Here is a 24,458-nt window from a genome sequence, read left to right on the forward strand (position 1 = left end):
TGGACACTCCCAGCCCGCTGATATCGGTGATGACAACGTTTTCAGATGAAATTGCCGGCCGATCCGGACGGATCGCACGCTGCAGAGGGATCTTTCTTCGTTAACCAGCGGATAACAGATAATTTTGTGCCACAAAAAAAGATAAACCCCTGCGCGATGGCAGGGGCCGGGTAGGGAGGCGCCGGCTAAACCGGCATGGCTCAGGCCTGGTGACCGAGGATGCGCGGGATCTGGCTGGCCTGGTGGTGGATGTGCTCCGACACCTGCACCGAGAGACGGCTGCCCTGGCGGGCGTGCTGGCTGATGCGGCCGATGAGATCGGCAAAACTGGCCAGCTTGTGCTCCTGGCTCTTGGCGTTGTCGGCCCCCTGCAGGGCGATAACTGCCGTGCTGCGCGCCATCTCCCGCACCGCCTGGGTGGTCTGGCGCAGCTGCTCCGCCTGCTGGCGCTGAGCGGCGGCTTCTGCGGTGATCCGCGCCAGCACGGTACCGAGCTGCTCCCCTGCCTGGGTCAGCCTGGTCAGGATCTCGGTGATCTGGCCGAGGGAGCGCTGGGTATCGGCAGAGAGGTGGCGCACCTCGTCGGCCACCACCGCAAAGCCGCGCCCCTGCTCGCCCGCCCGCGCCGCCTCGATGGCCGCATTGAGTGCCAGCAGGTTGGTCTGCTGGGAGATATGGCCAATCACATCGACGATGGCGGTCACATCTTCCACCGAGCGCTTGAGCTGGTTCAGGGCGCCGCCGCTCTCGTCGATGGCAAGCCCGGTCTGGGCGGTGGCCTGCAACATGCCGCCCACCAGCTGCTCGCTCTGGCTCATGGAGTGCTCGTTGTGCTGGGCGTGCTGCGCTATCTCGGCGGCCACCTGATGCACCTCGCCGGCCAGCTGGTTCAGCTCGTTCATCATCAGATCGCTCTCGTCCACCGCCTGCTCCGTGGTGCGGGTGCTGTGATGGATCTCCTGCACCTGGTTGACCATCCCCTGCAGGCTTTGCGACACCGCTGAGAGCTGGCCCTCTTTCTGCTGCTGATCCTGCTGCAGCCGCAGGATGAGGCGGTTGTAGCTGGCGACGATGTCAGCCAGCTCGTTGCGCTCGCGCCCCTCTGGCAGGGTTTCGGCCTGCCCGGTCTCGTCGAGCTGCAGAAAGGCCGTGCGCAGGCGCAGCAGCGGCCTGACCAGCCAGCGGCGCTGCACCAGCGCAAACAGCAGGGCGACCAGTACCAGACAGAGCGCCAGACTGCCGAGGATGGCGGCCAGCCGCTGGTTGACCGCCTGGCGGGCAGCGGCCAGTTCGCTGCCCATCTGGCCGGTGGCCTGCAGCATCTGGCTTATGTCCTGCTGCACGGCGAGACGGCCCGCCTGCTGCTGTTGCAGCGCCTTGCGGCTGTTCTCCAGCTCCTGTGGGTAGCGCTTGAGCAACGAGAGCAGCTCGGCTTTGGGCAGATCGCCTAGCTCCTTGCGCTCCGGTTCCCCCAGAGTGAATTCGTCGGCGGGGGGCGCCTCGAACAGGCCGAGCGGCGGCAGGGCCGCCAGCTGCTCGGCCTGTTTTTGTAGGGCCGCCAGCTCGAACTGCAACCCTTCCAGCAGCTTGGGGCTGGCCTGCTCCATGTAGTTCTGGCGCAGGTGAGCGAGCCCGGGCAGTGCTGCCAGCAGGTCGCTGGCCAGCTGGCGATAGCGCTCGGCGCTGGCCGGGTCGCTCCCCGTCGCCCCTTGCTGGCCATAACGCAGCAGCGCCCTGGCCTGATCGGTCAGCTCGTTCTCGGCATTTTGCAGCAGCCACTGGCTATTGCCGGAGAGCTTGCCGGCCGCCAGATAGTCGCTGTTGATGCGCGCTCCCATCTGTTCGAGCAGGGTGCGCAGCGGGGCGATGAGCGCCACATCCTGCTGGGAGAGCTGGGCAAGCGCCTGCTTGCGCACCGCTTCGACCTCGGTCAACCGCAGCGGATCGCCGCTGGCGAGGTAGTCGCGCAGGGTGCCCTGCAAGGTACCGGTGAGCCGCTGTTGCAGCCGTTCGTGCTGGTACTGGGCCTGCTCGGCCTGGTTGAGCTGTTGCCAGCCATGCCAGAGGGCACCGACCTGCACGGCGGCGACCAGCAGCAGAGCGAGAGAAGAGAGAGAGGCGTAATGGGCAATTTTCACGGCAGCATTCCTGCTTGTTGAACCACGGCGATGGGCGTCGGCGTGAGCTTAAGCAGCAGAGATGGCGCTTTTATGACAGTCAGCCCGGCGGCCCGGACTGACTGTCGAGGAGGCTGGCTTACGGCTGCGGTGCCGGGGCTTCCTGCTGCTGGCGGGCAGGGGGCTTGCCCAGCATGCCGAGCAGGGCGCCACCCATGATGAGAGCACCAGCCACCAGGTGACGGGGGGTCAGCTGCTCGCCATTGAGCAGCACCAGCAGCAGCGTGCTCAGCAGCGGCGTCAGATAGGCCAGCGCGCCGATCCTGCGTGGATCTCCGTCTCGCAGCGCCAGATACCAAGTGACGAAAGCCGCCCCCATGGGGCCGAGCGCCAGCCCGATGATGAGGCCCCAGTCACCGGCCGGGATGCGGGCCACCGGCAGCGGTCCCTCCAGCAGCCAGGCCAGCAGCAGCGCCAGCAGCCCGGCGGGCAGGCAGGCCGCCGCCGTCATTACCGCCGGGGCCGGCGGCAGCCGGCGCGACAGCACCGAGTAGGCGCCCCAGACGATGGCGGCCCCCAGCGCCAGCAGATAGCCCGGCAGATAGGCCTGTTGCAGCTGCAGCTCGCCGTTCACCATCACCAGTACCGAGCCGGCCAGACCCAGAGCGCCGGCCAGCAGGTGACGGCCGTGCAGCGGGTGGCCCGGCAGCAGCAATGGGGTGAACAGGATTATGCACAGTGGCCACAGGTAGTTGATGAGGTTCGCCTCCAGCACGGGGGCGTGGCGAAAGCTCATGAACAGCAGCAGGTGGTAGAGCAGCAGGGCGCTGATGGTCACCAGCCAGTTGACCGGGCGAGCCCGCCACTGACGCCAGAACGGCAGGGCTCCCACCCCGCAGAAAAACAGCACCAGCCCCACCAGCACCAGCGGTGACACACTGGTGACCCGGGAGGTGAGCGCCGCCAGCGAGGCCCACAGCACTATGGTCAGCAGCGCCAGCCCGGTGGACTTGTCCCACCACGAAGCAGCAGACATCCAACACTCCTTTGCAGATGAATGAACAAAAGGAGGGCCAGTCTAGCAGACCGGCCCTCCCAGGGCATAAAGTGTTGCCCTTCATTTACCGGTGGCGGGGATGCCTGTTCTCATGCCACGGAGTATTGCAAGATTGCGGACCACCATGGTCATCAGGGACTCAGTTTGAGCAGGCGTCCCTGACCTGAGTCCGTCAGCAGATAAAGCACGCCGTCGGGTCCCTCCTTGATGGTGCGGATCCGCTCTCCCTGCTCGGTGAGCAGCCGCTCTTCCCCGATGATCTTGTTCCCCGCCAGCTGCAGTCGTACCAGAGCCTGGCCACGCAGGGCGCCGATCAGCAGATTGCCCTGCCAGCCTCGAAACAGCTCGCCCTGATAGAAGATCATGCCTGATGGGGCGATGGAGGGCACCCAGACCCACTTGGGGGGCGTCATCCCGGGAGCTTCGCTGCCAGAACCGATCTTGCCGCCGCCATACTCCTCGCCGAAGGTCACTCTGGGCCAGCCATAGTTGTGACCGGGCAGGATGAGATTGACCTCGTCCCCGCCCTGGGGGCCGTGCTCGTGGGCCCAGAACTGCTGGCTGCCGGGGCGCAGGGCGGCCCCCTGCATGTTGCGATGGCCCAGGCTCCAGATCTCCGGCAGGGCGCCGGGTGTCTTGAGGAAGGGGTTGTCGGCGGGGATCCGGCCATCCTTGTGCAGGCGTACCGTCTTGCCGAGGTGGTTGTCGAGGGACTGGGCCTGCTCCCGCTCGCTGAAGCGATCACCCAGGGTGATGAAGAGGTAGCCATCCTCCGTCAGCAGCAGCCTCGATCCGAAGTGAGCGCCCCCGGCGACCTTGGGCTGCTGACTAAACAGCCGTTGCCAGTCGACGAGCACATCCTTTTGCAGCCGTGCCCGGCCCACGGCGGTTCCGGCCCCTCCGTTGCCTGGCTCGCTGTAGCTGAGATAAATCCAGCCATCGTCATCCAGGGCGAGATCGAGCAGGCCACCCTGCCCTGTAGCGGCAATCGCCGGCAGTCCCCGGATAGGGTGGCGCTCGCCAGTTGCGTCTATGCGCAGCAGCCGGCCGGGCCGCTCGCCGACCAGCCATTCGCCATCGGGCAGGATAACCAGTCCCCAGGGGTGGCTCAGCCCCTCTGCCAGCGGGGTCAGGGTCAGAGCCCGCAGCGGAGTTACCAGACAGATCAGCAGCAGGGTGAGCAGTCGCAACATGGTGTCCCTCTCTCAAATCAGGCCAGTGTCCAAATCGGGTCGGTGCGTCGCCAAAACGCCGCTGAAGTATAGGGGCAAGAAAAACCTGAGGCACAACAAGCTGCTGCGTCATCGGTGTGCATACACTTCATGCTGTCTGCGCAGCATTGGCAGGGTTGGCAAACCACAGTCCAGGTCGGCGCACCGCGGCAATTCGCTCTCCCAGGGAGCATGGAGGAGTCACATGTCATCATTCGCATCGGCGCCCAGGCGCCTTCTTCCCGATTTGCTGGCCGGCATCACCGCGGCGGCGGTGGTGCTGCCCAAGGCCATGGCCTACGCCACAGTGGCCGGGCTGCCGGTGGCGATCGGTCTTTACACTGCGTTCGTGCCCATGCTGATCTACGCGTTGCTGGGCTCCTCCCGGGTGCTCAGCGTCAGCTCCACCAGCACCCTGGCGATCCTGACCGCTACCCAGCTCGGGCTGGTGGTGCCGGATGGCGATCCCGGCAGGTTGATCACGGTGACGGCCACCCTGACCCTGCTGGTCGGCGCCATGCTGCTGCTGGCGGCTGTGCTGCGGCTAGGTTTCGTGGCCAACTTCATCTCGCTGCCGGTGCTGGTGGGGTTCAAGAGCGGCATCGGGCTGGTCATCATCCTCGATCAGTTGCCCAAGCTGTTCGGGGTACATATCCAGAAGGAGAACTTCTTTCTGGATCTCTACCATCTGGGACAGGCTCTGCCCCATACCTCCTGGCTGACGCTGGGGGTCGCCCTCGTTACCCTGGTGGTGCTGGTGGTCATGGAGTGGCGTTTTCCCCATTCGCCCGCACCCCTGCTGGGGGTGAGTCTCGGCATAGCGCTGGTATGGGGCTGGGGTCTGAACGAGGCTGGGGTTGCCATCGTCGGCGCCATTCCCACCGGCCTGCCCAGTGTGACCATGCCGGACTTGACCCTGGTGCTGCAGCTGTTGCCGGGGGCGGCCGGCATTGCGCTGATGAGTTTCACCGAGACCATCGCCGCCGGCCGTGCCTTCGTCGGGAAGGAAGAGCCCGAGATCAACCCGAACCGCGAGCTGGTGGCCACCGGGTTGGCCAACCTGGGGGGCTCCCTGTGTGGCAGCATGCCGGCAGGGGGCGGCACTTCCCAGACGGCAGTGGTACGTTCCGTTGGCGGCATGAGCCAGCGGGCCTCCGTGGTCACCGCCGTGATGGCGCTGGCGACCATGATCTTTCTCGCTCCGCTGCTCTCCTGGCTGCCGAGCGCCACTTTGGCGGTGGTGGTCATCGTCTACTCGGTGGGGCTCATTCAGCCGGGAGAGTTTCGCAAGATAGGGCAGATCCGGATGATGGAGTTTCGCTGGGCCGTCATCGCCTGCCTGGGGGTGCTGCTGTTCGGTACCCTGGAAGGCATAGTGGTGGCGATCCTGGCCTCCTTGCTGGGGCTGGCCAGCCAGACGGCGCAGCCGCCGCTCCATGTGATTGGCCGCAAGCCCGGTGAGGATGTGTTGCGCCCGCTGGCGGCCCGCCACCCGGATGACGAGACCATTCCGGGCCTGCTGATCCTGCGACCGGAGGGGCGCCTCTTCTTCATCAATGTGCAGCATGTGGCGGCCGGGATGCGCGAATTGATCGCGCGCCATCAACCCCGGGTGGTGGTGCTCGATATGAGCCGGGTACAGGATGTGGAGTATTCGGCTTTGATGATGCTGATGGAAGGGGAGCAGCTGGCCAGATCCAAGGGGGTTACGCTCTGGCTGGCCGGACTCAATCCCGGGGTGCTCGAGAATGTGCGCCGCAGTGGCTTGGCTGCCCAGCTGGGGGAGAGCCGCATGCTGTTCAATGCCAGGGCCGCCATCCGTCAATACCAGCAGAATCAGGGGTGAGCACAGACTCACCCCTGCCGCTGTCTAGAAGGGTTCCGGGATAAAGCGGAACGGGTGCTCAGAGGGTTTGACCTTGCCTATCTTGCGTTTGGGCAGCTTGATGGGCTCGGCCGGGAGATCCTGATAGGGAACGTGGGCCAGCAGGTGGGAGATGATATTGAGCCGCACCTTCTTCTTGTCCTCGGAGCGGGCCACGAACCAGGGGGCCCAGGCGGTGTCGGTGGCGGTGAACATGGCGTCCCGTGCCCGGGTGTAGTCATCCCAGCGATCGAATGACTTGATGTCCATGGGGGAGAGCTTCCAGATCTTGCGGCCATCGTCGATGCGATCCCGCAGTCGCCGCTCCTGCTCGTCGGGGGTTACCTCCAGCCAGTACTTCAGCAAAATGATGCCGGAGTCGACCATGGCCTGCTCCACCATGGGAACCCCGGCCAGAAACTTGTCGCTCGCCTCCTCGCTGCAAAAGCCCATGACGCGCTCCACGCCGGCCCGGTTGTACCAGCTGCGATCGAAGATGACGATTTCGCCCGCTGCGGGCAGATGCGGGATATAGCGCTGGAAGTAGAGCTGGCTCTTCTCCCGCTCGGTGGGGGCCGGCAGCGCTATGACCCGGAACACCCGAGGACTGACCCGCTCGGTGATCGCCTTGATGGTGCCCCCCTTGCCGGCGCCGTCGCGCCCCTCGAACACGATGCAGACCTTGAGCCCCTTGTGCACCACCCACTGCTGCAGTTTCACCAGCTCCACGTGCAGGCGACGCAGCTCCTTCTCGTATGCCTTGTTGCCAAGGGGCTGCTGCACGTCGGCCACGGCCGGCTGTTCTATTTTGCTTTTTTTGTTGTTACCCATGATGCCCTTCTTTTTGTCCCAAACGGATTAGAGTGCGACCGTCATCCCGGACGGCGCATTTCAAGCGTAGATGAGGGTTTTTCGGGCATGGGGATAGAGAAGACAAAGGGAGGCCATCATCTGGCGCAGGGCGTAGGGGAAAGTCCGGCTGAATGGCGGCCTTGGCCTGAAACGAGCAAGGGGTTGGCATCGTGATGATGCCAACCCCTTGTTTTGTATGGCGCTCCCGACTGGAGTCGAACCAGTGGCCTGTCCCTTAGGAGGGGACCGCTCTATCCTACTGAGCTACGGGAGCATTGTGGCGGGCATTATACAAGAAGCCGCTCCCTTTTAAACCCTTGATTCTTATTCCAATACTGCCAGATCCCCGATCTGGATGTTAAACGGCGAATATTTGTTCTGGCTGCTGATGATGGCGCCATCCTCGAACACCTGCACCACTTCGAACAGGCCGTCGGCGGGGTTGCGCATCATGCGCGACTTGCCGTAGGGGTCGATGAAATCGGCATCGTGCTGGATGCGGAACTGATCCCCGAGCCGGACGCCGTTGCGGCGGCCCAGATTGATGTGGGGGCCGCGCTCGTTCTGGCCGACCACCCGGGCGGTGACCGGGGCGCAGCTGAGCTGGGCCACCAGATCCTGCACCGCTTCCTGCAACTGGTAGTTGACCTCCTGGCCGTAGCTCGACTGCCAGAACTGGCCGCTGCTGCTGCCCACCTGATCCCGCTTGGCGAAGGTCCAGTTGGCCCGGCCCTGGTACTCCTTGCGGCCGAGCAGGCTGCCGTTGATGCCGTCGAACAGATAGAGCTGCATGCGAAAGTTGCGGATGGGGTCTTCATACCAGCTGGTCAGCTGGTTGCCCTGCGGTTCGAGGGAGAGATCGTCGATGCTGCCGAGCACCAGATACTGGCTGTCGGTGCGCAGGCTGAGCGCCTTGATCTCCTCGAGGGCGCTGCGATCCCCCTGTTGCAGGTGGAGCGGGTCGATGCGCAGGTTTTCGTCCAGCCACTGGCGCACGGCCACCCCTTGCGGCGCGTTGGCCAGGGCCTCGAACATGCGGCGTGACAGGTTGGCGGGCATGTCGTCGAGGGCGCCGTAGCTCGCCTGCTCGGGGTAGCGCAGCCGCAGCCGCACCAGCGTCAAATCCTTGGCGTAGTGCTGGGTCTGGCAGATCTGGCGTTCGGCCTGGATGTCGGCCTGCAGCGTGATGTACATGCGGCCGTTGCGCACCTCTTCCCGCTTGAGCCGATACTGGCGAATGTCACCGCCGGAGCGGATCTGGATCTGCTCGGAGCGCAGGCTGCCGTTTTCCAGGCGCTGGATGCTGGAGACGGCGGCGCCGCTCGCCAGCAGAGCCTGCCGCAGGGCATCGCGGGTCGCCTGCTCGCGGGCGTAGACCTCGTCTCCGCCCAGGATGGCGGCACTGCCCTGCGCCTCGATGATCTCGGCCCGGGCCGACAGACTGGCCAGCAGCAGGGTTAACAGCAGCGGTAATTTCATGACAAGCACCTTGAATATGCGGGTCGGCGCGATTCACCCCTGTCGAAGCGAGGTCGCCGGCCGATACAGATCACAGAATCGTGCCGGTTGCACAGCACACGCGAATATTTAGCAAGATCCATGCCTCATTCCCGGCTCAAGCTTTGGCCGGTCGAACCGATAACAAATCAGGTGCAGATACAGGAAAGGTATCCATGAACAAACTCATCACGGCGTTGGCGCTCGCCCTGGCATTGGCCGGCTGCGGCTCCGACCCCATCAACCGGGAGCAGGGTGATCCTCGTCAGGCGGCGCAGGGGATGGAACTCAACTGGTTGGTGGCGCGCATGACCGATCAGCTGATGGAGCGCAAGTCGCTCTCCACCCTGACCGAACCCATCGCGGTCTCCTCTTTCGTCGATCTCGATACCCTGCAGGACACCAACTGGATGGGGCAGCAGATCGAGGAGAGCTTTATCTATGAGCTGAACCGGCGCGGGGAAGTGGTGGTGGATTTCAAGCTGACCGGCAGCATCAAGGTCACCCCGCAGGGAGACTTCGTGATGAGCCGCAACTATCGGGATCTCTCTCCCCGGCTGCCCATCTCCCGCATCCTGACCGGCACCTTCAGCCGCAACAAGCAGGGGATCCTGGTCAATGCCCGCATCATCGACCTGCGTACCAAGATGGTGGAGACCACGGCCCAGAGTTTGATCCCGCAAAAATACCTGTTCGGTGCCAACAATTCGTTTGGCCGGGTCTCGATCAACCGCGGTTACCTGATGCGTGACAGCCAGGCGCGTCCCGGCGGCCATCTGGTCAATCTGACGCCCTGACAAGGAGTAGATGCAATGAAAATCCTGTTCGGATGCCTGCTGGCCCTGTTGCTGACGGCGTGCAGCGGCGGCAATCGGGTGGTCAACTATGGCGGCGGCAACAACAAGCCGGATGACTTCCCGGTGCTCAAGGCGGTCGGCTACGCGGTGATCGACATCCAGCCCGGTCCATCCCAGTCCGAGAAGATGCTGCAGGCCATCCGCGCCTCCAAGATGGATGCCTATCGGGAGCTGGCGGAACAGCTCAACGGCCAGCAGGTGCGCGGCCAGAGCAGCTACAAGGACTTGACCCAGACCTCCAACTCGCTGGACGTGTCGGTAGCCGGCATGGTGCGCGGCGCCAGGGTGGTGGCCTCCTATCCCCGTGGCAACACCTATGCCACCGAGATGGAGCTTGATACCCGTGCCCTCTACAACATCAATCAGCTGATGGCGGGCCAGTTCTGACGGCATATCTCAGGCGAATGGACGACAAAAAGGCGACCCCGGTGGGTCGCCTTTTTCATTGGGGTGTCGGCCGCCCAGCCTGGCGGATTAGAGTGCTGGCTAGTTGCCCAGCAGCACCGGCGGTACGGCGGTCGGTTTGACGTCTTCGCTCGGGTAGCAACCCAGCACCTTGATGTAACGGGTGATCTTGGTCAGCTCCATCAGCGCGGCCTGCATGGCCGGGGTCTGCAGGTTGGCGGAGACATCCAGATAGAACATCTCCTCCCACGGGTTGCCCTGCACCGGGCGGGATTCCAGCTTGGTCATGTTGATCTCGTTGCTGCGCAGCACCAGCAGCGCCTCCACCAGCGAGCCCGGTTTTTGGGAGGTGGACATGATGAGGGTGGTCTTGGCCGGGATCTGTGGTGCCACGTCGATGGGCTTGCGCGCCACCACGATGAAGCGGCTGTAGTTCTCCTTCTGGTTGGCCAGCTGCTCGGCCAGCACGTCCAGCCCGTACAGCTCGCCGCCGGCCGCGCTGCCGATGGCCGCCGCCTCCGGGCTTGCCAGCTCTTTGACCTTCATCATGGCGCTGGAGGAGGAGTCGCAGATCTCGTGGCGCGCCCCTTCCAGCTTGCTGAGGTAATGGGAGCACTGCTGGAATACCTGCGGGTGGGCATAGAAGGTCTTGATGCGGCCCAGCTCGGTCGGCACGGCGGTGAGGATGCAGTGCTCGATGGGGTAGGTCAGCTCACCGACGATGGAGAGGCTGGTGTGCTGCATCACGTCGTACACCTCGTTGATGGAGCCCGAGCTGGTGTTCTCGATGGGCAGCACCCCGAAGGCGGCACGGCCCGACTCCACCGCATCCAGCACCTCGCGGAAATTCTGGCAGTTCACCTCGATCACCTGATCCTTGTAGCGGGCCAGGTACTTGCGGGCGGCGAGGCTGGAGTAGGAACCGCGCGGTCCCAGATAGGCGACGCTGGTCATCGGCTCCTGCTGCTCCGGGTTGAGCAGACTCTGCAGATAGGCCTGCTGGGAGAGCACCGAGTCTTCGATGATGGTGTGGTAGATGCGGGTGATGTACTGGGCGTCCAGCCCCAGCACACGCCCTTTCTGGATCAGGGCGACCAGCAGATCCTGCTCGCGCTGGGGATCGCGGATCGGACGCGGGTTGGCCTGCTTGGCGCGGGCGACCTCGATGCTGAGGGTCTTGCGTTTGGCCAGCAGGGCGAGCAGCTCCTGATCCAACTGGGTGATGTCTTGTCTGATCTCGTCGAGCGTTGCCATGATGGTTCCCTATCCAAGTAATCGATTGTGGTAGCTGCAAAAAAAAACCTCCGCTAGGGGAGGCTCGATTCGTCTTTGCTTTCTGTTTACGCGAGTGCTTCACGTGACGACGGGCCTTCCCTCATGAGGGCCGGATAAACGAGAAAGCAAAAAAGAATGGTGCGTGCATGAGTGTGTCCTTGAGGTAACGCCATAACCATTAAGGGATTTGACCGTGCGATGCAAGTAAAACTTGCCCGGGGGAGGCGAACGGGGCAGGGTAGGGGCGTGAGCCTGCGGGGGAAAAACCGGGTAAAACGGACCCGCTTGCTGTCGTAATGATGCAGATAGCTGGAGGTGAAGATGGCGATTATTTTCGATCTGGGACGGGTGGTGGTGAGCTGGGATCCGGTCGGTATCGTGCGCTCGGTACGTGGGGAGCAGGGAGCGGAGCTGCTGGCGGAGCGGCTGTTCAACCACCCGGACTGGCTGGAGGTGGACCGTGGCACTCTCTCACTGCACACCATGGCCCGTCAGGCCGAGCATCGCACCGGGCTGAGCGCCGCCGAAAACCTGGCGATTTTGCAGGCGGTGCCCGCCTCGCTGGTGCCGGATCCCGCTATGCTGAGCCTGATAGAGAGCCTGCATGGGGCGGGTCACACCCTCTACGCACTCTCCAACATGGGTCATGCCAGCATCGACTGGCTGGAGCAGCATCAGCCGTTCTGGCGTTTCTTCAGCGGCAAGGTGGTGTCGGCAAGGGTACGGATGATGAAGCCGGAGCCGGATATCTACCGCTATCTGCTGGTGTCGTTCGACTTGCAGGCCGAGCAGTGCCTGTTCATCGATGACAGCCCGGCCAACGTGACTGCCGCACAGGCGTTGGGGATCGGCGGCCTGGTGTTTACCGATGCATACAGTTGTCGCCAGCAACTGGTGGCGCAGGGTTACCTGCCCGCCTGAATGGCAGGATGTAGAGGGAGAGGGTATGGAGCATGGCCGGTTTCGCAATTGGCTCAGTCACTATCCGGACGCGGGGCTGCTGATCGCCTGTCTGGATGGCAGTGGGTATCAGCTCTGTGTCGAGGCCGACGGCGAGATGCAGTGTCTCACCGACAGCGGAGGGGGCCGGCTGACCTTTGCCTCCCTCGAGCAGGCCGAGGGATTTCTGCGCATGCATCAGGTTCATCAGGCGAAACTTCGGATTTATGATGCTCAGCTGGATGAAAATGAAACTAATTGGCATGAAATTATCATTAAATTCTGATTTATCCCTGCCCTTTAAGGGTTTATTCAGGATTGTTGCAGCACAATGGCGCCCAATTCATCATCCGGTGCCGTCGTTATGGATGCCAATATCGTTGTGCTGAATCGGGGATACGATCAGACCTTTCAGACCAGGGAACAGTCACTTATCGAGACCCTGGCTGGCTACGGCGAACTGGCGGTCTCCTTCTCCGGTCGACTGGAATCCTGCTACAGCATGGATCTGTGCCGCGCCAGCGGTATCCGGATCCGGGCCATCACCCTGGACAGCCCGACCCGCAGCCGCAAGGAGGTGGCGCGCGCCAAGCGCTACTGCCAGCGTTATGGCATCGAGCAGCGGGTCATCAAGACCGATGAGATGATCTTCTGCGATCACCTGCGCCACCTCAACGAGGTGATCGACCCGGTGCGCTACATCTGCCACCTCACCGCGCTGGAAACCGACTGGAGCCACCTGCCCATGCTGCTGCCGGCGCCGGTGGAGGAGCTGCAGGAGTATCTGCGTCGTTTCGGCAGCCTGCCGACCAATACCCTCTGGCTGTTTGCCAAGCAGGGCATGACCCACAGGGACTTTCGCTACGGCTTCAACAAGCGTCAGCTCGGGCGCTGGGGCAAGAGTGCCCACGGCTGCCTGAGCTACCGTTTCTCCGACCCCGAGCTGGTGGAGCGCCGTCATCTGCGAATGGTGGACATGGCGGAGCAGATGCTGGCCGACATGGGGCTGGAGGAGGCCCAGGTGTTCTTTCATACCCTGGCCGATCGGGCCACCACCCTGGCCCGGGTGCGGGTGCCGGCCAAGCTGCGGGCCCAGGCCTTCGATCTGCAGCCGGATATCCTCACCGCCCTCAAGAGCACGGCCTTCGATCTGGTGACGCTGGACATGGCGGCGGAAGAGGAGCGGCAGGAGCTGGTGGTCTAGGCAACCGAGGGCAGGAACGTGAGTGCGGTCATAGGCAAGCCGGGACGGACTCTTTATACTGACGCCCTTTTCCATCGACGCCGAGTCATCACCCTATGAAACCCTTGTCCCGTCTGCTGGTTGCCCTCTGCCTCTCGCCCCTGCTGGTGCAGGCCGCTCCGTTCACCCAGGTGACCCTGCCGGATGGCCGCCAGGTACAGCTCAACGATGACTTCACCTGGGAATACCTGCTGCTCAGGCCCGCCGACGGCAGCGCGGTGCAGGGCACGGTGGCCGTGCCGGTGCTGACCGAGCAGGCGATGAGCAACCCCGAGCTGCTGGCTCAGGCCGTCAAGGACGGGATCGGCGTCAAGCTGGCCAAGGTGGAGGGCTCGGATCCTCTGCAACTGCAATTCATGGTGAGCAACACCGGCACCCGCAACGTGGTGCGGGTGCGTGGCAGCGTCACCCTGTTCAGCGAGCAGGGGGCCCAGCTGGCCAAGCAGGAGGCCCGCTTCTGGGTCGGCGAGAACCGTCTGCCGGAGTCCTATCTGCGCAAGGGGCAGCAGCGCCCCTCCATGGTGCTGGAGGTGCCGCGCCCGGCCGGCCTTACCGGCAAGCCCCTGGTGCGGGTCGAGATTGAGGAAGTGGAGTTCCGCTGATCCCTCATGCAACAGGCTCCTTCGTGGAGCCTGTCTTGATTGTTAACCTGGTAACCACCTGCAACAGTTGCTTACATCTGACATGGTTTGGCAACAGCTTGCCGCTCGGTATTTCTCCCCGCCCTCTGCACAATGACCCCATTCCAGCTAGGTCCCAACTAGCTCAACCTGTGGAGTCATCAAAATGAAAAAAGTTGCACTTTCAGTTCTGGTTCTGGCCGGTTTCGCTTCAACTTCCGCTCTGGCTGAGGATGCTTTCAGCTACGCCAAAGGCGGCCTGACCTGGGCGCACACCAAGTCCGATTACATCGGCGGCAAGGATAGCAACAACCGCGATTTCGGCGGTCTGAACCTGGACCTCTCCAAGAGCTTCGGTTCCAACTTCTACGGTCGTCTGGGCAGCGAGTACACCTCTCGCAACGATGGCAACGACAGCATGGGCATCTCCAGCCTGGGTCTGGGTGTCTACACCCCGCTCAGCACAGGTCTGAACCTGTATGGGGAAGCGGGCCTGATGGGTTACACCATGGAGCGTCAGGTGGCTGCCAACGTCAAAGACAGCGGCTGGGACGTGATCACCCGCAAGAACAGCGGCAGCATGTACGGTGAGGCTGGCCTGCGCTACGACATCGGCGCGGTCGAGCTCTCCACCGGCTACCGCTACGCCAACATGACCGACGACATGCACGATTTCAAAGTGGGTGCCGCCTACAAGGTGAGCCAGAACCTGGCCCTCACCGCCGACTACACCTACCGCAAGTGGGACCTGCAACAGGGCTCCATCACCAGCCTGGGTGTGAAGTACAGCTTCTAATTATCCTTCCTGTAGTGTCTTCATTTTTACCCATGGCCTCGGTCATGGGTTTTTTCATTTCCGGTTGATCCACCCTTCACCCTTGCGCCGTATCAGTCCGCAATAGTTATACAACTTCCAATTTTTTGTATAACTGCTATAACTGATTCAGACTTATACAAGGAGTGATGGTATGTACAAGATTAGGGTTGGTATCAGCGCCTGCCTGCTGGGGCAGGAGGTACGGTTCGACGGGGGCCACAAGCGTTCCAGCTTCTGCGAGCGGGATCTCGGTGCCCACTTTGACTATCACCCCGTCTGTCCCGAAATGGCCATTGGCCTGGGGGCGCCCCGCGCCGCCATCCGGCTGGTGAAGCGCCACGGCGAGATCCGCGCCGAGGCGAGCAATGGCAGCTTCGACGTCACCGACCAGCTCATTGCCTTCAGCGAGCAGAAGGCGCGTCAGCTCGATTTCATCTCCGGCTACATCCTCTGTGCCAAATCCCCCAGCTGCGGCATGGAGCGGGTGCGGATCTATGGTGCCAACAACGAGGGGAGTGCCAAGGAAGGGATCGGCCTGTTTGCCAAGGCGCTGATGGAGGCCAATCCCCTGCTGCCGGTCGAAGAGGATGGCCGCCTGTGCGATCCCATCCTGCGGGAAAACTTCGTGCTGCGGGTCTTCGCCTACCACGACTGGCAGCAGCTCTGTGCGCGCGGCATCACCGCCTCTGCGCTGATCCGCTTCCACTCCCGCTACAAGTATCTGGTGCTCTCCCACGCCACCTCCCACTACCGGGCGCTCGGCAAGCTGCTCGGCAACCTGGCCAAGGCCGACCTGCAGCAGGTGGCCGACAGCTACATCAAGGGGTTGATGGCGGCGCTGACTTTGCGGGCCAACCGGCGCAGCCACACCAATGTGCTGATGCACCTGCAGGGCTACTTCAAGCGGGTGCTGACTCCGGCCCAGAAGCAGGAACTGTGCGACACCATCGACAAGTACCGTACCGGCGTCTTTCCGCTGCTGGTGCCGCTCACCCTGATCCGCCACTACCTGCGCGAATACCCCAATCCCTATCTCGCCGAGCAGGTGTACCTCAATCCCCATCCCGACACGCTGAAACTGCGCTACGGGCTCTGAATACTCTGTGCAGGCCCCGGCGGATGGCCGGGGCCTCTCCCTCAACCTTTGCTGGATGCCGTTATGTCTGATTTACCGCACGCCGCTTCTCCTTCGCCGGAGGAGGGGATCTACCCCATTCGCGAGGTCTCCCGCCTCACCGGCGTCAACGCCGTGACCCTGCGCGCCTGGCAGCGCCGCTACGGGCTGGTGCAGCCGGCCCGCACCGAGAAGGGCCACCGCCTCTACAGCGAGCAGGACATTCGCCAGATCGGCGAGATCCTGAGCTGGCTGGAGCGGGGAGTGAGCATCGGGCAGGTGAAGGGGCTCCTGAGCGAACCCCAGGCCCAGCCGGTGAGCGATCACTGGCAGCAGACCCTGGAGCAGTTCAGCCAGGCGCTGCTCGCCTTCAACCAGCGCAAGGCGGAGGCCGAGCTCAACGACCTGCTGGCGAGCTACCCGTTCGAACTGGTGCGCAGCCGGGTGCTGCAGCCGCTGGTGGAACGGCTGCTCGGGCTGTGGCGCGAGCGCCCCGATGGCGAGCTGCTGCAGCAGGTGTGGCTGGGCTGGCTGCATACCCGCTTCGCCCGCCACCTCATCGAGCAGGAGAAGGGCATGCCGGTCACCTTGGCGAGCTGGGGACAGGTGGGCTCGCTCGATCTGGTCTGGGCTGCCTACGAGCTGATCGGTCAGGGTCATGAGGTACAGCTGCTGGGGGCGGTGGAGCCGCGCCATGCCAGCCTGCTGGAGGGGCGCGCCGTCACCCCCTGGCTGGTGTTGCTGGGAGCCGGCCTTGGCAAGCAGGAGCTGGCTGCCGACTGGCCGGCCGGTACCCGCTTCTTTGGTGAGCTGGGGCGCCTCTACGATGGTGAGTGGCTGCAAGCCCACGGCTGGCAGGCGAGCCTTGCCGAGGCGATGGCGGGTAGGCCTGCGGCGGATGGCGCAGGCGGACGCGGGAGGAAAAAATCATGAAGCTGGTCTGGTTTCGCAATGATCTGCGCCTGGCCGACAACCCGGCGCTGCGACATGCCTGCGCCGATGATGAGCCGGTGGCCGCGCTCTTTATCCTCTCCCCTACCCAGTGGCGGCAGCACAAGCTGGCCCCGGTCCGTCAGCGCTTTGTGCTGGCTCAGGTCGATGCGCTGGGCCGCGAGCTGGCGGCGCTCGGCATCCCGCTCCATCTGCTGCGAGTGGAGACCTTTGCCGAGGTGCCGGCAGCGCTGGCAGATCTTTGCCGCGAGCTGGGCGTGACCCGGCTCTTCGCCAATCAGGCCATCGAGATCGACGAGCAGCGCCGGGATCAGGCCGTCAGCGCCGCGCTGGCGGAGCAGGCGGTGGGTTGCCACTGGCTCAACGGCTGCTGCGTGCTGCCGCCTGGGCGGGTGCTGACCGGCTCTGGCGAGATGTTCAAGGTTTTCACTCCCTTCAGCCGCGCCTGGCTCAAGGCCCTCGACGAGGATGGCTTCGTCATTCATCGCGCGCCCACTGCCCGCGGTGAGCCGTTGCCGTGGCAGCCGCTGGCGGAGCGGCACTTCGTTGATGCCGCCCTTGGCGAACTGACGGCAGACCCCCGCTGGCCGGTGGGGGAGGCCGAGGCCAGCCGCCGTCTGAATGATTTTCTGGAGCAGGCGGTGCTCGATTATGGCGAGACCCGGGATTTTCCTGCCATCGCGGGCACCTCCGTGCTCTCCCCCTATCTGGCGGCCGGCATCATCAGCCCGCGCCAGTGTGTGGCAGCGCTCCAGCAGCGACTCGGTTACCGGCCCCAGTCGAAGGCTCAGCCCGGCTTTGTCTGGCTCAATGAGCTCATTTGGCGCGAGTTCTATCGCCACCTGCTGGTGCTGATCCCGACCCTTTCCATGAATCGGCCCTTCAAACCGGAGACGGCGGCCCTGCCGTGGAGCTGGGATCCGGATGCCTTCGCCGCCTGGTGTGAGGGACGTACCGGCTACCCCATCGTCGATGCGGCGATGCGCTGCCTCAACGCCACCGGCTGGATGCACAATCGGCTGCGGATGATAGTGGCGAGTTTTCTCACCAAGGATCTGCACATCCATTGGCGGCTCGGGGAGGATTACTTCATGAGCCGACTGATCGACGGCGATCTGGCGGCCAACAACGGCGGCTGGCAGTGGGCGGCGGGGACCGGCGCCGATGCGGCGCCCTATTTCCGGGTGTTCAACCCCACCACCCAGGGGCAACGATTTGATCCGCAAGGGGAGTTCATTCGTACCTGGGTCTCTGAGCTGGCTGATCTGCCTGCCGCTTATCTGCACCAGCCCCACGACTGGTTGCGGCTCAAGGGGCGGCACGATTATCCGGCTCCCATGGTGGACCACGCCGTTGCCCGGGTGAGAGCCATCGAGATGTTTCGTGCCCTGGAGAAATAGCATGGATGAGTCGCTGGCCCGCTTTGTGGCCCTCTATCAGCAGCTAAGCAGAGACGAGCTGCACCGTTTGCCCGAGGTCTACGCAAACGAGGTGGTCTTTACCGATCCTGCTCACCGCATCGAGGGGCTGGCGGCGCTCAGCGACTATTTTGCCGTCCTCTATCAGCGTCTGGCCTACTGCCGCTTCGTCATCACCAGCCAGCTGCTGCAGGGGCACCAGGCCTGGCTCGGCTGGACCATGACCTTCTCCCATCCCAGATTGTGCGGCGGTGCGCCGGTGACGGTGGAGGGGGCCACCCACCTCGAATTCGACGAGGCGGGCAAGGTGTGCCTGCATCGCGACTACTTCGATCTGGGCGCCATGCTCTACGAGCAGTTGCCGCTGATAGGCCCCCTGGTGCGCACCATCAAGGGGAGGCTGGGCGCATGAGCGGCGGCAGGGTGCTGATCACCGGTGCCACCTCGGGCATCGGTTTTCAGCTGGCACTCGATTATCGGCGCGCCGGCTGGCAGGTGTGGGGTTGCGGGCGCGATGGCGAGCGGCTGCTGGCACTGGGTCGCCACGGCATCACGCCGCTGCAATTTGACGGGCGCGACGCCAGCGCCGTGAGCGAGGCGGCCGCCGGGTTGCCGCGGGTCGATCTGGTGATCCTCAATGCCGGCAACTGCGAGTATATGGATGTCGCCGAGGGGTTTGACGGTGCCCTGTTTGCTAGGGTCATCGAGACCAACCTGGTTGCCACCGGCCATGCCCTGGCCGCCTTTTTACCGCTGCTCGGGGCGGGTGGACGCCTTGCCATCGTCAGCTCGTCGGTGAGCTGGTTGCCGCTGCCCAGGGCAGAAGCCTATGGCGCTTCCAAGGCGGCCCTCGATTATCTGGCGGATACCCTGCGCCTCGATTTGGCCGGCAAAGGGATCGGCGTGACCCTGATCCGCCCCGGCTTTGTGCAGACCCCGCTCACCGCCAAAAATGATTTTCCCATGCCCTGTCTGGTGACGGTGGAAGAGGCTTCCCGCGCCATCATGGCGGGGCTTGTTGCCGGTCGTCACCAGATCCACTTTCCCTGCCGTTTCATCTGGCTGCTGCGCCTGCTTGGCGCGCTGCCGGTGGGGCTCTGGCTGCGTCTTGGCCGCACACTCGTTTCGAAAGGACGCCCTTCATGAAGAAAAGGATCGCCATCGTCGGTTCAGGGATCTCGGGGCTTACCGCCGGTTTTCTGCTCCACAGGCTGCACGACATCACCCTGTTCGAGGCGGCGCCGACCCTGGGGGGCCACACCGCCACCGTCGACGTCCACCAGGCGGGGCGCAGCTATGCCATCGACACCGGCTTCATCGTTTTCAATGACCGCACCTACCCCAACTTCCTGAGGCTGCTCGAGCGGATCGGGGTGGCACGGCAGCCGGCCGAGATGAGCTTCTCGGTGAAAAGCCCGCAGGGGCTGGAGTACAACGGTCACAACCTGGATACCCTGTTTGCCCAGCGCAGCAACCTGCTGAGTCCGCGTTTTTACCGCTTCGTCGCCGAGATCCTGCGCTTCAACCGCGAGGCGCGGGCCCGGCTGGCGGATGGGCAGCATCAGGGAGCCGGCCCCGAGCTGACCCTGGGGGATTTTCTGCAGGTGGGGGAGTTCAGCGACTACTTTGCCCGCCACTACATCTTGCCGATGGGGGCCGCCATCTGGTCGTCGACGCTGGCCGATATGCGCGCCTTTCCACTGGGCTTCTTCCTGCGCTTTTTTGCCAACCACGGCTTGCTCGAGGTGGCCAACCGGCCCCAGTGGTACGTGATCCCCGGTGGCTCGCGGGAATATATCGGCCCGCTGACGGCCGGCTGGCAGACTCACATTCGTCTGGCCTGTCCGGTGCAGGGGATCCGGCGCCAGGCGGACGGGGTGCTGATCCAGAGCAGCTATGGCGAGGAGCGGTTTGACGAGGTGATCCTCGCCTGTCACAGCGATCAGGCGCTGGCATTGCTGGCGGATCCGGGTGAGCGGGAGCAGGCCATTTTGGGCGCCATGCCCTATCAAGCCAACGACGTCTGGCTGCACACCGATGTGCGCTGCCTGCCGGTACGCCGCAAGGCGTGGGCCAGCTGGAACTATCAGCTGGGCGAGGATGACGGGGCGCGGCCGCTGGTGAGCTACAACATGAACATACTGCAGGGGGTTAGCTCGCCGCAGCCCTTCTGCGTCAGCCTCAATCCCCTGGGCAAGGTGGACGAGAGCAAGGTGCTGCGCCGCTTCGTCTACCATCATCCGGTGTTCAATCAGGCCTCCATCGCCGCCCAGCAACGGCGCGCCGAGATCTGTGGCCAGCAGCACACCCACTTCTGCGGTGCCTACTGGTACAACGGCTTTCATGAAGATGGGGTGCGCAGCGCGCTGGACGTGGCCAGACGGTTCGGGGCCGAGCTATGAAGGGGGCAGCTCTGGCAGGCCAGGAGGCGAGTGTCGAGGCCATGACCGGCACCCTCAGCGCCATCTGGCAGGGGTCGGTGCGCCATCGCCGCTTCGCACCGCGTGCCCACGCCTTCTCCTACAACCTCTTCATGCTGGGGCTGGATCTCGACGAGCTGTCACAACTCGATCGCGGGCGCTGGTTCGGGGTGGAGCGGGCAGGGCTGCTCTCGTTTCACCGTGACGACTACCTGCGTGGCAGCGAGGGGCCGCTCAAGCAGGCGGTGTGGCAGAAGGTGAGCGAACTGGGTGGCGATGCCGAGCCCGAGGGGCGGGTGCTGCTGCTCGGTAACGTGCGCTGTCTGGGGTTCTACTTCAGCCCGGTCAACTTCTACTTCTGCTACCGGCAGGGAGAGGCTCGCTATCTGCTGGCGGAGGTGTCGAATACCCCCTGGAACGAGCGCCACTACTACCTGCTGGATCTGGCGGCGCTGGCCCCCCACGACAAGGATTTTCATGTCTCCCCCTTCATGGGACTGGCGATGCGCTACCACTGGCGCATTCGTCCGCCCGCGCAGGAGACACTGATCCACATCGAGAGTCATCCCGTATCCGGGGAGGCCAAGCTGTTTGACGCCACCCTGGCGCTGCGCCGGGCACCGCTGTCGCGCAAGGGGCTGGTGGCCCTGCTGGCCCGCTGGCCCTGGATGACCATGAAGGTGCTGCTCGGGATCTACTGGCAGGCCCTGCGTCTTTTTATCAAACGAACACCCATTTTTAGCCATCCGGAGAGCCGCTAATGGAACTTGTGCAATCAACCCTCTCTGCCTCTTTCATCGACAAGGGGGCCAGGCAACTGCTGCTCAATCTGCTGGGGCGCCTCGAACATGGCCAGCTGCTGCTGCGGGATGGCGCTGAGCGTCACAGCTTTGGCGTGGCGGGCACCGATCTGCATGCCGAGCTGGTGGTGCAGGATCCGGCCTTCTACCGCCGCCTGCTGCTGGGGGGCAGCATCGCCGCCGGGGAAACCTGGGTGGAGGGGCTCTGGACCAGCCCGGATCCGGTGGCTCTGGTGCGCTTGCTGGCCCGCAATCTGGCGCTGCTCGATTCCCTTGAGCGGCGCCTCGGCTGGCTCAGCTTCCCGTTCAACAAGGTGCGTCACTGGCTTAACCGCAATACCCTGACCGGGTCGCGCTCCAACATCGCCGCCCACTACGATCTCGGCAACACCCTCTATCAGGGTTTTCTCGACAGCCATATGCAGTACTCGAGTGCCATCTACCCCCATGCAGAGGCCAGCCTGGAAGAGGGACAGCAGGCCAAGCTGCGTACCATCTGCGAGCGGCTGGCACTCGGCCCCGACGATCATCTGCTGGAGATCGGCACCGGCTGGGGTGGCCTCGCCGTCTATGCGGCCCGTCACTACGGCTGCCGGGTGACCACTACCACCATCTCCCGGGCCCAGCACGATTACGCCAAGGAGTGGATTGCGCGGGAGGGGCTGGGAGATCGCATCACCTTGCTGCTGGAGGATTACCGCAAGCTGGAGGGGACTTACGACAAGCTGGTCTCCATCGAGATGATCGAAGCGGTGGGGCACGCCTTCCTGCCCGATTATTTCCGCCAGTTGTCGCGGTTGCTCAAGCCTGGTGGTCGCCTGCTCATTCAGGCCATTACCATCGCCGACCAGCGCTATGCCCAGTATCTGCGCGGGGTGGATTTCATCCAGCGCTACATCTTCCCCGGTGGCTGCCTGCCGAGTGTCTCCCTGATGGCGGGGCTGCTGGCGCGCGAGACCGATATGCAGCTGGTGCGGCTGCACGATCACGGTCACCACTACGCCCGCACTCTGACCCACTGGTGCGAGCGCTTCCTGGCGCTGGCGCCCGAGCTGCCCGCTCTCGGCTACAGCCAGGACTTCATCCGGTTATGGCACTTCTATTTCGCCTACTGCGAGGGGGGCTTCTGGGAGCGCACCATCAGCCTGGTGCAGCTGGAGGCGGCCAAACCGGGCCCATTCGGCTGGAGTGGGGATCTGCCTGTCGGCGGGCACTGATGATGTGGCAGTGGGCCCATCTGCTGGGGTTCAACCTCTACTGGTTGCTGGCGGTGAAGTGGCAGCAGCCGGGCCCGCTGCTGGCACTGCTGCTGCTTCATTTTCTCTTCTCTCCGCGCCGCTGGCACGACTGGCGGCTCATCCCGGTTGCCCTTGCCGGCAGCCTGCTCGATGCCCTGCTCTGGCAACTCGGGCTGTTTTATTTCAACACCGGTTTTCCGCTCTGGCTGGTGCTGCTCTGGTGCGGTTTTGCCCTGACCCTCTGCCACGGTCTGCGCTGGCTGCGGCCCTTGCCGCGCTGGCAGCAGGGGCTGTTCGGCATGGTTGGGGGGAGCTCCTCCTATGTGGCGGGAGCCGTCATGGGGGCAGTACACTTATCTTGGGGCATCGGGATCAGTGCGGCACTGCTGGCGGTGATCTGGATGTGGTGGTTACCCGTACTCCTGTGGGTAACGGTCAAGCTGGAGGGTGAAGCGAGATGAACACCTTTTCGACCGACACCTTGTTGTTTTCCAAATGGACCAAAGAGAGCCGGCACGAGCTGACCGAGCGTTTCTATCTGGTGGTGGCCTGTCAGCGCGACGCGCAGGGGCAGCTGCAGCAGGTGGTGATGCAGGACATCAACACGCTGCTGGAACAGGAGATGGACTGGCATGAACTCGAAGATCCCGCCCATTGGCACATGGGATGGAATTAGCCTGCTGCTGGCAGGCTTGAGCCTACCGCTGACCCCTTTCGCCCAGACCGGGCAAGCTCTGGTCACTCCCTGGCAGCAGCTGCAGCCGGTCGGGCGCGGCGAGATGAGCTGGCTCTGGTTCAAGCTCTATGACGCCACCCTCTATAGCGAGAACGGCCGCTATCGGCCGGGTCACTATCCTCAGGCACTCAGCCTCACCTACGCCAGAGCCATCGAGCGGGACGATCTGTTGAGCGCCACCGCCGCCGAGTGGCAGCGATTGGGGCTTGGCAGTGAACAGCAGCGCCAGGGCTGGCTTGGTCAGCTCGCCGCGCTCTGGCCCGATGTCCAGGTGGGTGACCGGCTTACCTTCTATGTCGACAGGGGCGGCGCAGGCCATTTCTGGTGGCGGGACAAGCCGCTCGGCACCCTCGCTGATCCACAATTTTCGGCGGCTTTTCTTGCCATCTGGCTGGCACAAGGGAGCCGTGATCCGGCGCTCACCCGCCGCCTGCGGGGAGAGCGCTGATGCAAAAGGGATTGATGAAATACATCCACGCCTGGCGCTACCTGCTGTTGTTGCCACTGCTTCTGTTGGCTGGTTGTGGCAGCAGTCTGGAGGATTATCGCGGTCAGGGCCCCGAATGGGATCTCGCTCGCTTCTTCAATGGCAAGCTGACGGCGCACGGTCTGGTGACCGATCGCAGCGGCGAGGTGACCAGCCGTTTTCGGGTGGAGATGCGCGGGCACTGGCAGGGGGGAAAGGGGGAGCTGTTCGAGCAGTTCTACTTTGATGACGGGCGCCAGCAGACCCGCACCTGGTTTTTGAGCAAGGGGGCGGATGGTCACTGGCGCGGCACGGCGGCCGACGTGGTGGGGGAGGCGGTAGGCAAGACGGCAGGCTTTGCCCTCAACTGGCGCTATCAGCTCGATCTGACACTGCCTGACGGCAGCGTGGTGCGGGTGAGTTTCGATGACTGGATGTATCTGCTGGATGAAAATCGCCTGCTCAACCGGGCTGCCATCAGCAAGTTCGGCATCCAGCTGGGGGAGGTGCTTCTCTACATCGAGCGGCAGCCTGAATGAGCTGCCTAGCCCGGCCGACAGC

26 protein-coding genes, 1 tRNA gene and 1 other annotated feature are annotated in these 24,458 nt (G+C 63.8%); of the genes, 20 read left to right on the forward strand and 7 right to left on the reverse strand.

All coding sequences use genetic code 11. The features are described 5' to 3' along the window. Positions 1 to 200: 200 nt before the first annotated feature. The 3 genes from ACPW75_RS02285 to ACPW75_RS02295 all read right to left on the reverse strand — a co-directional run bounded on the left by ACPW75_RS02285 (position 201) and on the right by ACPW75_RS02295 (position 4,367). Positions 201 to 2,138: a methyl-accepting chemotaxis protein gene (locus tag ACPW75_RS02285; RefSeq protein WP_077095315.1), complete on the reverse strand. Its 1,938-nt coding sequence runs from the start codon at positions 2,136 to 2,138 to the stop codon at positions 201 to 203. A 118-nt stretch (positions 2,139 to 2,256) separates the two neighbouring features. Next, positions 2,257 to 3,153, reverse strand: coding sequence for a DMT family transporter (locus tag ACPW75_RS02290; RefSeq protein ID WP_077095314.1), 897 nt, complete (start codon positions 3,151 to 3,153; stop codon positions 2,257 to 2,259). A gap of 152 nt (positions 3,154 to 3,305) precedes the next feature. After that, positions 3,306 to 4,367 carry a PQQ-dependent sugar dehydrogenase gene (locus tag ACPW75_RS02295; protein ID WP_077095313.1) on the reverse strand — a complete coding sequence of 354 codons (1,062 nt, stop codon included), beginning with the start codon at positions 4,365 to 4,367 and terminating at the stop codon, positions 3,306 to 3,308. Between the two features lie 223 nt (positions 4,368 to 4,590). Between ACPW75_RS02295 and ACPW75_RS02300 the strand changes: the two genes are divergently transcribed. Beyond that, the gene (locus tag ACPW75_RS02300; protein WP_077095312.1) at positions 4,591 to 6,231 is read left to right on the forward strand and encodes a SulP family inorganic anion transporter; all 1,641 of its coding nucleotides are present in this window, start codon (positions 4,591 to 4,593) and stop codon (positions 6,229 to 6,231) included. A 24-nt stretch (positions 6,232 to 6,255) separates the two neighbouring features. On the opposite strand, the gene ppk2 is transcribed toward ACPW75_RS02300, so the two are convergent. The 3 genes from ppk2 to ACPW75_RS02315 form a co-directional block, all read right to left on the reverse strand. Continuing rightward, positions 6,256 to 7,080, reverse strand: coding sequence for a polyphosphate kinase 2 (ppk2, locus tag ACPW75_RS02305; RefSeq protein WP_041217166.1), 825 nt, complete (start codon positions 7,078 to 7,080; stop codon positions 6,256 to 6,258). A gap of 218 nt (positions 7,081 to 7,298) precedes the next feature. Beyond that, positions 7,299 to 7,375: transfer RNA gene (locus ACPW75_RS02310), tRNA-Arg, on the reverse strand. A gap of 50 nt (positions 7,376 to 7,425) precedes the next feature. Further along, complete coding sequence (locus tag ACPW75_RS02315) at positions 7,426 to 8,580, reverse strand: flagellar assembly protein FlgT (RefSeq protein ID WP_029303764.1); 1,155 nt, start codon at positions 8,578 to 8,580, stop codon at positions 7,426 to 7,428. A 194-nt stretch (positions 8,581 to 8,774) separates the two neighbouring features. On the opposite strand from ACPW75_RS02315, the gene ACPW75_RS02320 reads away from it, so the two are divergent. Continuing rightward, positions 8,775 to 9,395, forward strand: a complete 621-nt coding sequence (locus tag ACPW75_RS02320; RefSeq protein WP_179101303.1) for a FlgO family outer membrane protein — start codon at positions 8,775 to 8,777, stop codon at positions 9,393 to 9,395. 15 nt (positions 9,396 to 9,410) lie between these two features. Further along, positions 9,411 to 9,842 (forward strand): LPP20 family lipoprotein, encoded by a 432-nt coding sequence (locus tag ACPW75_RS02325; RefSeq protein ID WP_011705018.1) that lies wholly within the window; start codon positions 9,411 to 9,413, stop codon positions 9,840 to 9,842. A gap of 99 nt (positions 9,843 to 9,941) precedes the next feature. Here the strand turns inward: ACPW75_RS02325 and pheA are convergent, their stop codons facing one another. After that, positions 9,942 to 11,114, reverse strand: a complete 1,173-nt coding sequence (gene pheA / locus ACPW75_RS02330) for a prephenate dehydratase (RefSeq protein ID WP_011705019.1) — start codon at positions 11,112 to 11,114, stop codon at positions 9,942 to 9,944. A gap of 38 nt (positions 11,115 to 11,152) precedes the next feature. Continuing rightward, positions 11,153 to 11,287 (reverse strand) — a sequence feature (Phe leader region). Positions 11,288 to 11,456: 169 nt separating this feature from the next. Here pheA and ACPW75_RS02335 point away from each other — a divergent pair. The 17 genes from ACPW75_RS02335 to ACPW75_RS02415 all read left to right on the forward strand — a co-directional run bounded on the left by ACPW75_RS02335 (position 11,457) and on the right by ACPW75_RS02415 (position 24,436). Continuing rightward, positions 11,457 to 12,056 carry an HAD family hydrolase gene (locus ACPW75_RS02335; protein WP_077095310.1) on the forward strand — a complete coding sequence of 200 codons (600 nt, stop codon included), beginning with the start codon at positions 11,457 to 11,459 and terminating at the stop codon, positions 12,054 to 12,056. A gap of 25 nt (positions 12,057 to 12,081) precedes the next feature. After that, entirely contained in the window at positions 12,082 to 12,360 is a 279-nt protein-coding gene (locus ACPW75_RS02340; protein ID WP_011705022.1) for a DUF6482 family protein, read from the forward strand. Between the two features lie 45 nt (positions 12,361 to 12,405). Further along, the gene (locus ACPW75_RS02345; protein ID WP_077095309.1) at positions 12,406 to 13,278 is read left to right on the forward strand and encodes a hypothetical protein; all 873 of its coding nucleotides are present in this window, start codon (positions 12,406 to 12,408) and stop codon (positions 13,276 to 13,278) included. 95 nt (positions 13,279 to 13,373) lie between these two features. Continuing rightward, positions 13,374 to 13,919 carry a DUF3157 family protein gene (locus tag ACPW75_RS02350; protein WP_077095308.1) on the forward strand — a complete coding sequence of 182 codons (546 nt, stop codon included), beginning with the start codon at positions 13,374 to 13,376 and terminating at the stop codon, positions 13,917 to 13,919. 184 nt (positions 13,920 to 14,103) lie between these two features. Then, positions 14,104 to 14,733, forward strand: a complete 630-nt coding sequence (locus ACPW75_RS02355) for an outer membrane beta-barrel protein (RefSeq protein ID WP_011705025.1) — start codon at positions 14,104 to 14,106, stop codon at positions 14,731 to 14,733. Between the two features lie 172 nt (positions 14,734 to 14,905). Beyond that, positions 14,906 to 15,850 carry a YbgA family protein gene (locus ACPW75_RS02360; RefSeq protein ID WP_077095307.1) on the forward strand — a complete coding sequence of 315 codons (945 nt, stop codon included), beginning with the start codon at positions 14,906 to 14,908 and terminating at the stop codon, positions 15,848 to 15,850. A 63-nt stretch (positions 15,851 to 15,913) separates the two neighbouring features. Then, on the forward strand, positions 15,914 to 16,801 hold the full coding sequence (locus tag ACPW75_RS02365; protein ID WP_077095306.1) for a MerR family transcriptional regulator: 888 nt from the start codon (positions 15,914 to 15,916) through the stop codon (positions 16,799 to 16,801). After that, positions 16,798 to 18,219, forward strand: coding sequence for a deoxyribodipyrimidine photo-lyase (gene phrB / locus ACPW75_RS02370; RefSeq protein WP_077095305.1), 1,422 nt, complete (start codon positions 16,798 to 16,800; stop codon positions 18,217 to 18,219). The genes ACPW75_RS02365 and phrB overlap by 4 nt, the downstream gene beginning before the upstream one ends. 1 nt (position 18,220) lies before the next feature. Continuing rightward, positions 18,221 to 18,649 carry a nuclear transport factor 2 family protein gene (locus tag ACPW75_RS02375; protein WP_077095304.1) on the forward strand — a complete coding sequence of 143 codons (429 nt, stop codon included), beginning with the start codon at positions 18,221 to 18,223 and terminating at the stop codon, positions 18,647 to 18,649. After that, entirely contained in the window at positions 18,646 to 19,383 is a 738-nt protein-coding gene (locus tag ACPW75_RS02380) for an SDR family NAD(P)-dependent oxidoreductase (RefSeq protein WP_077095303.1), read from the forward strand. Before ACPW75_RS02375 ends, ACPW75_RS02380 begins: the two co-directional genes overlap by 4 nt. After that, entirely contained in the window at positions 19,380 to 20,639 is a 1,260-nt protein-coding gene (locus tag ACPW75_RS02385; protein ID WP_077095302.1) for an NAD(P)/FAD-dependent oxidoreductase, read from the forward strand. Before ACPW75_RS02380 ends, ACPW75_RS02385 begins: the two co-directional genes overlap by 4 nt. After that, on the forward strand, positions 20,636 to 21,418 hold the full coding sequence (locus ACPW75_RS02390; protein WP_077095301.1) for a DUF1365 domain-containing protein: 783 nt from the start codon (positions 20,636 to 20,638) through the stop codon (positions 21,416 to 21,418). Before ACPW75_RS02385 ends, ACPW75_RS02390 begins: the two co-directional genes overlap by 4 nt. Next, the gene (locus tag ACPW75_RS02395) at positions 21,418 to 22,674 is read left to right on the forward strand and encodes an SAM-dependent methyltransferase (protein ID WP_077095300.1); all 1,257 of its coding nucleotides are present in this window, start codon (positions 21,418 to 21,420) and stop codon (positions 22,672 to 22,674) included. The genes ACPW75_RS02390 and ACPW75_RS02395 overlap by 1 nt, the downstream gene beginning before the upstream one ends. 2 nt (positions 22,675 to 22,676) lie before the next feature. After that, a complete protein-coding gene (locus tag ACPW75_RS02400) occupies positions 22,677 to 23,156 on the forward strand; it encodes a DUF2878 domain-containing protein (RefSeq protein ID WP_077095299.1) in 480 nt (159 codons plus the stop codon). Continuing rightward, positions 23,153 to 23,371 carry a TIGR02450 family Trp-rich protein gene (locus ACPW75_RS02405; RefSeq protein ID WP_011705034.1) on the forward strand — a complete coding sequence of 73 codons (219 nt, stop codon included), beginning with the start codon at positions 23,153 to 23,155 and terminating at the stop codon, positions 23,369 to 23,371. Before ACPW75_RS02400 ends, ACPW75_RS02405 begins: the two co-directional genes overlap by 4 nt. After that, a complete protein-coding gene (locus ACPW75_RS02410) occupies positions 23,328 to 23,879 on the forward strand; it encodes a chalcone isomerase family protein (RefSeq protein WP_232105250.1) in 552 nt (183 codons plus the stop codon). Before ACPW75_RS02405 ends, ACPW75_RS02410 begins: the two co-directional genes overlap by 44 nt. Continuing rightward, entirely contained in the window at positions 23,879 to 24,436 is a 558-nt protein-coding gene (locus tag ACPW75_RS02415) for a DUF3833 domain-containing protein (protein WP_077095297.1), read from the forward strand. Before ACPW75_RS02410 ends, ACPW75_RS02415 begins: the two co-directional genes overlap by 1 nt. The last annotated feature ends 22 nt before the right edge of the window (positions 24,437 to 24,458 follow it).

This window comes from Aeromonas sp. FL131 (assembly GCF_049860615.1).
Classification (GTDB): domain Bacteria; phylum Pseudomonadota; class Gammaproteobacteria; order Enterobacterales; family Aeromonadaceae; genus Aeromonas; species Aeromonas hydrophila.

Coding starts and splice junctions, on each gene's coding strand:
- ACPW75_RS02395 (WP_077095300.1), top strand. CDS start 21,418: ATGGAACTTGTGCAATCAACCCTCTCTGCCTCTTTCATCGACAAGGGG.
- ACPW75_RS02300 (WP_077095312.1), top strand. CDS start 4,591: ATGTCATCATTCGCATCGGCGCCCAGGCGCCTTCTTCCCGATTTGCTG.
- ACPW75_RS02325 (WP_011705018.1), top strand. CDS start 9,411: ATGAAAATCCTGTTCGGATGCCTGCTGGCCCTGTTGCTGACGGCGTGC.
- ACPW75_RS02405 (WP_011705034.1), top strand. CDS start 23,153: ATGAACACCTTTTCGACCGACACCTTGTTGTTTTCCAAATGGACCAAA.
- ACPW75_RS02375 (WP_077095304.1), top strand. CDS start 18,221: ATGGATGAGTCGCTGGCCCGCTTTGTGGCCCTCTATCAGCAGCTAAGC.
- ACPW75_RS02350 (WP_077095308.1), top strand. CDS start 13,374: ATGAAACCCTTGTCCCGTCTGCTGGTTGCCCTCTGCCTCTCGCCCCTG.
- ACPW75_RS02340 (WP_011705022.1), top strand. CDS start 12,082: ATGGAGCATGGCCGGTTTCGCAATTGGCTCAGTCACTATCCGGACGCG.
- ACPW75_RS02390 (WP_077095301.1), top strand. CDS start 20,636: ATGAAGGGGGCAGCTCTGGCAGGCCAGGAGGCGAGTGTCGAGGCCATG.
- ACPW75_RS02320 (WP_179101303.1), top strand. CDS start 8,775: ATGAACAAACTCATCACGGCGTTGGCGCTCGCCCTGGCATTGGCCGGC.
- phrB (WP_077095305.1), top strand. CDS start 16,798: ATGAAGCTGGTCTGGTTTCGCAATGATCTGCGCCTGGCCGACAACCCG.
- ACPW75_RS02400 (WP_077095299.1), top strand. CDS start 22,677: ATGTGGCAGTGGGCCCATCTGCTGGGGTTCAACCTCTACTGGTTGCTG.
- ACPW75_RS02295 (WP_077095313.1), bottom strand. CDS start 4,367: ATGTTGCGACTGCTCACCCTGCTGCTGATCTGTCTGGTAACTCCGCTG.
- pheA (WP_011705019.1), bottom strand. CDS start 11,114: ATGGCAACGCTCGACGAGATCAGACAAGACATCACCCAGTTGGATCAG.
- ACPW75_RS02365 (WP_077095306.1), top strand. CDS start 15,914: ATGTCTGATTTACCGCACGCCGCTTCTCCTTCGCCGGAGGAGGGGATC.
- ACPW75_RS02290 (WP_077095314.1), bottom strand. CDS start 3,153: ATGTCTGCTGCTTCGTGGTGGGACAAGTCCACCGGGCTGGCGCTGCTG.
- ACPW75_RS02410 (WP_232105250.1), top strand. CDS start 23,328: ATGAACTCGAAGATCCCGCCCATTGGCACATGGGATGGAATTAGCCTG.
- ACPW75_RS02345 (WP_077095309.1), top strand. CDS start 12,406: ATGGCGCCCAATTCATCATCCGGTGCCGTCGTTATGGATGCCAATATC.
- ACPW75_RS02380 (WP_077095303.1), top strand. CDS start 18,646: ATGAGCGGCGGCAGGGTGCTGATCACCGGTGCCACCTCGGGCATCGGT.
- ACPW75_RS02385 (WP_077095302.1), top strand. CDS start 19,380: ATGAAGAAAAGGATCGCCATCGTCGGTTCAGGGATCTCGGGGCTTACC.
- ACPW75_RS02335 (WP_077095310.1), top strand. CDS start 11,457: ATGGCGATTATTTTCGATCTGGGACGGGTGGTGGTGAGCTGGGATCCG.
- ACPW75_RS02315 (WP_029303764.1), bottom strand. CDS start 8,580: ATGAAATTACCGCTGCTGTTAACCCTGCTGCTGGCCAGTCTGTCGGCC.
- ppk2 (WP_041217166.1), bottom strand. CDS start 7,080: ATGGGTAACAACAAAAAAAGCAAAATAGAACAGCCGGCCGTGGCCGAC.
- ACPW75_RS02415 (WP_077095297.1), top strand. CDS start 23,879: ATGCAAAAGGGATTGATGAAATACATCCACGCCTGGCGCTACCTGCTG.
- ACPW75_RS02355 (WP_011705025.1), top strand. CDS start 14,104: ATGAAAAAAGTTGCACTTTCAGTTCTGGTTCTGGCCGGTTTCGCTTCA.
- ACPW75_RS02360 (WP_077095307.1), top strand. CDS start 14,906: ATGTACAAGATTAGGGTTGGTATCAGCGCCTGCCTGCTGGGGCAGGAG.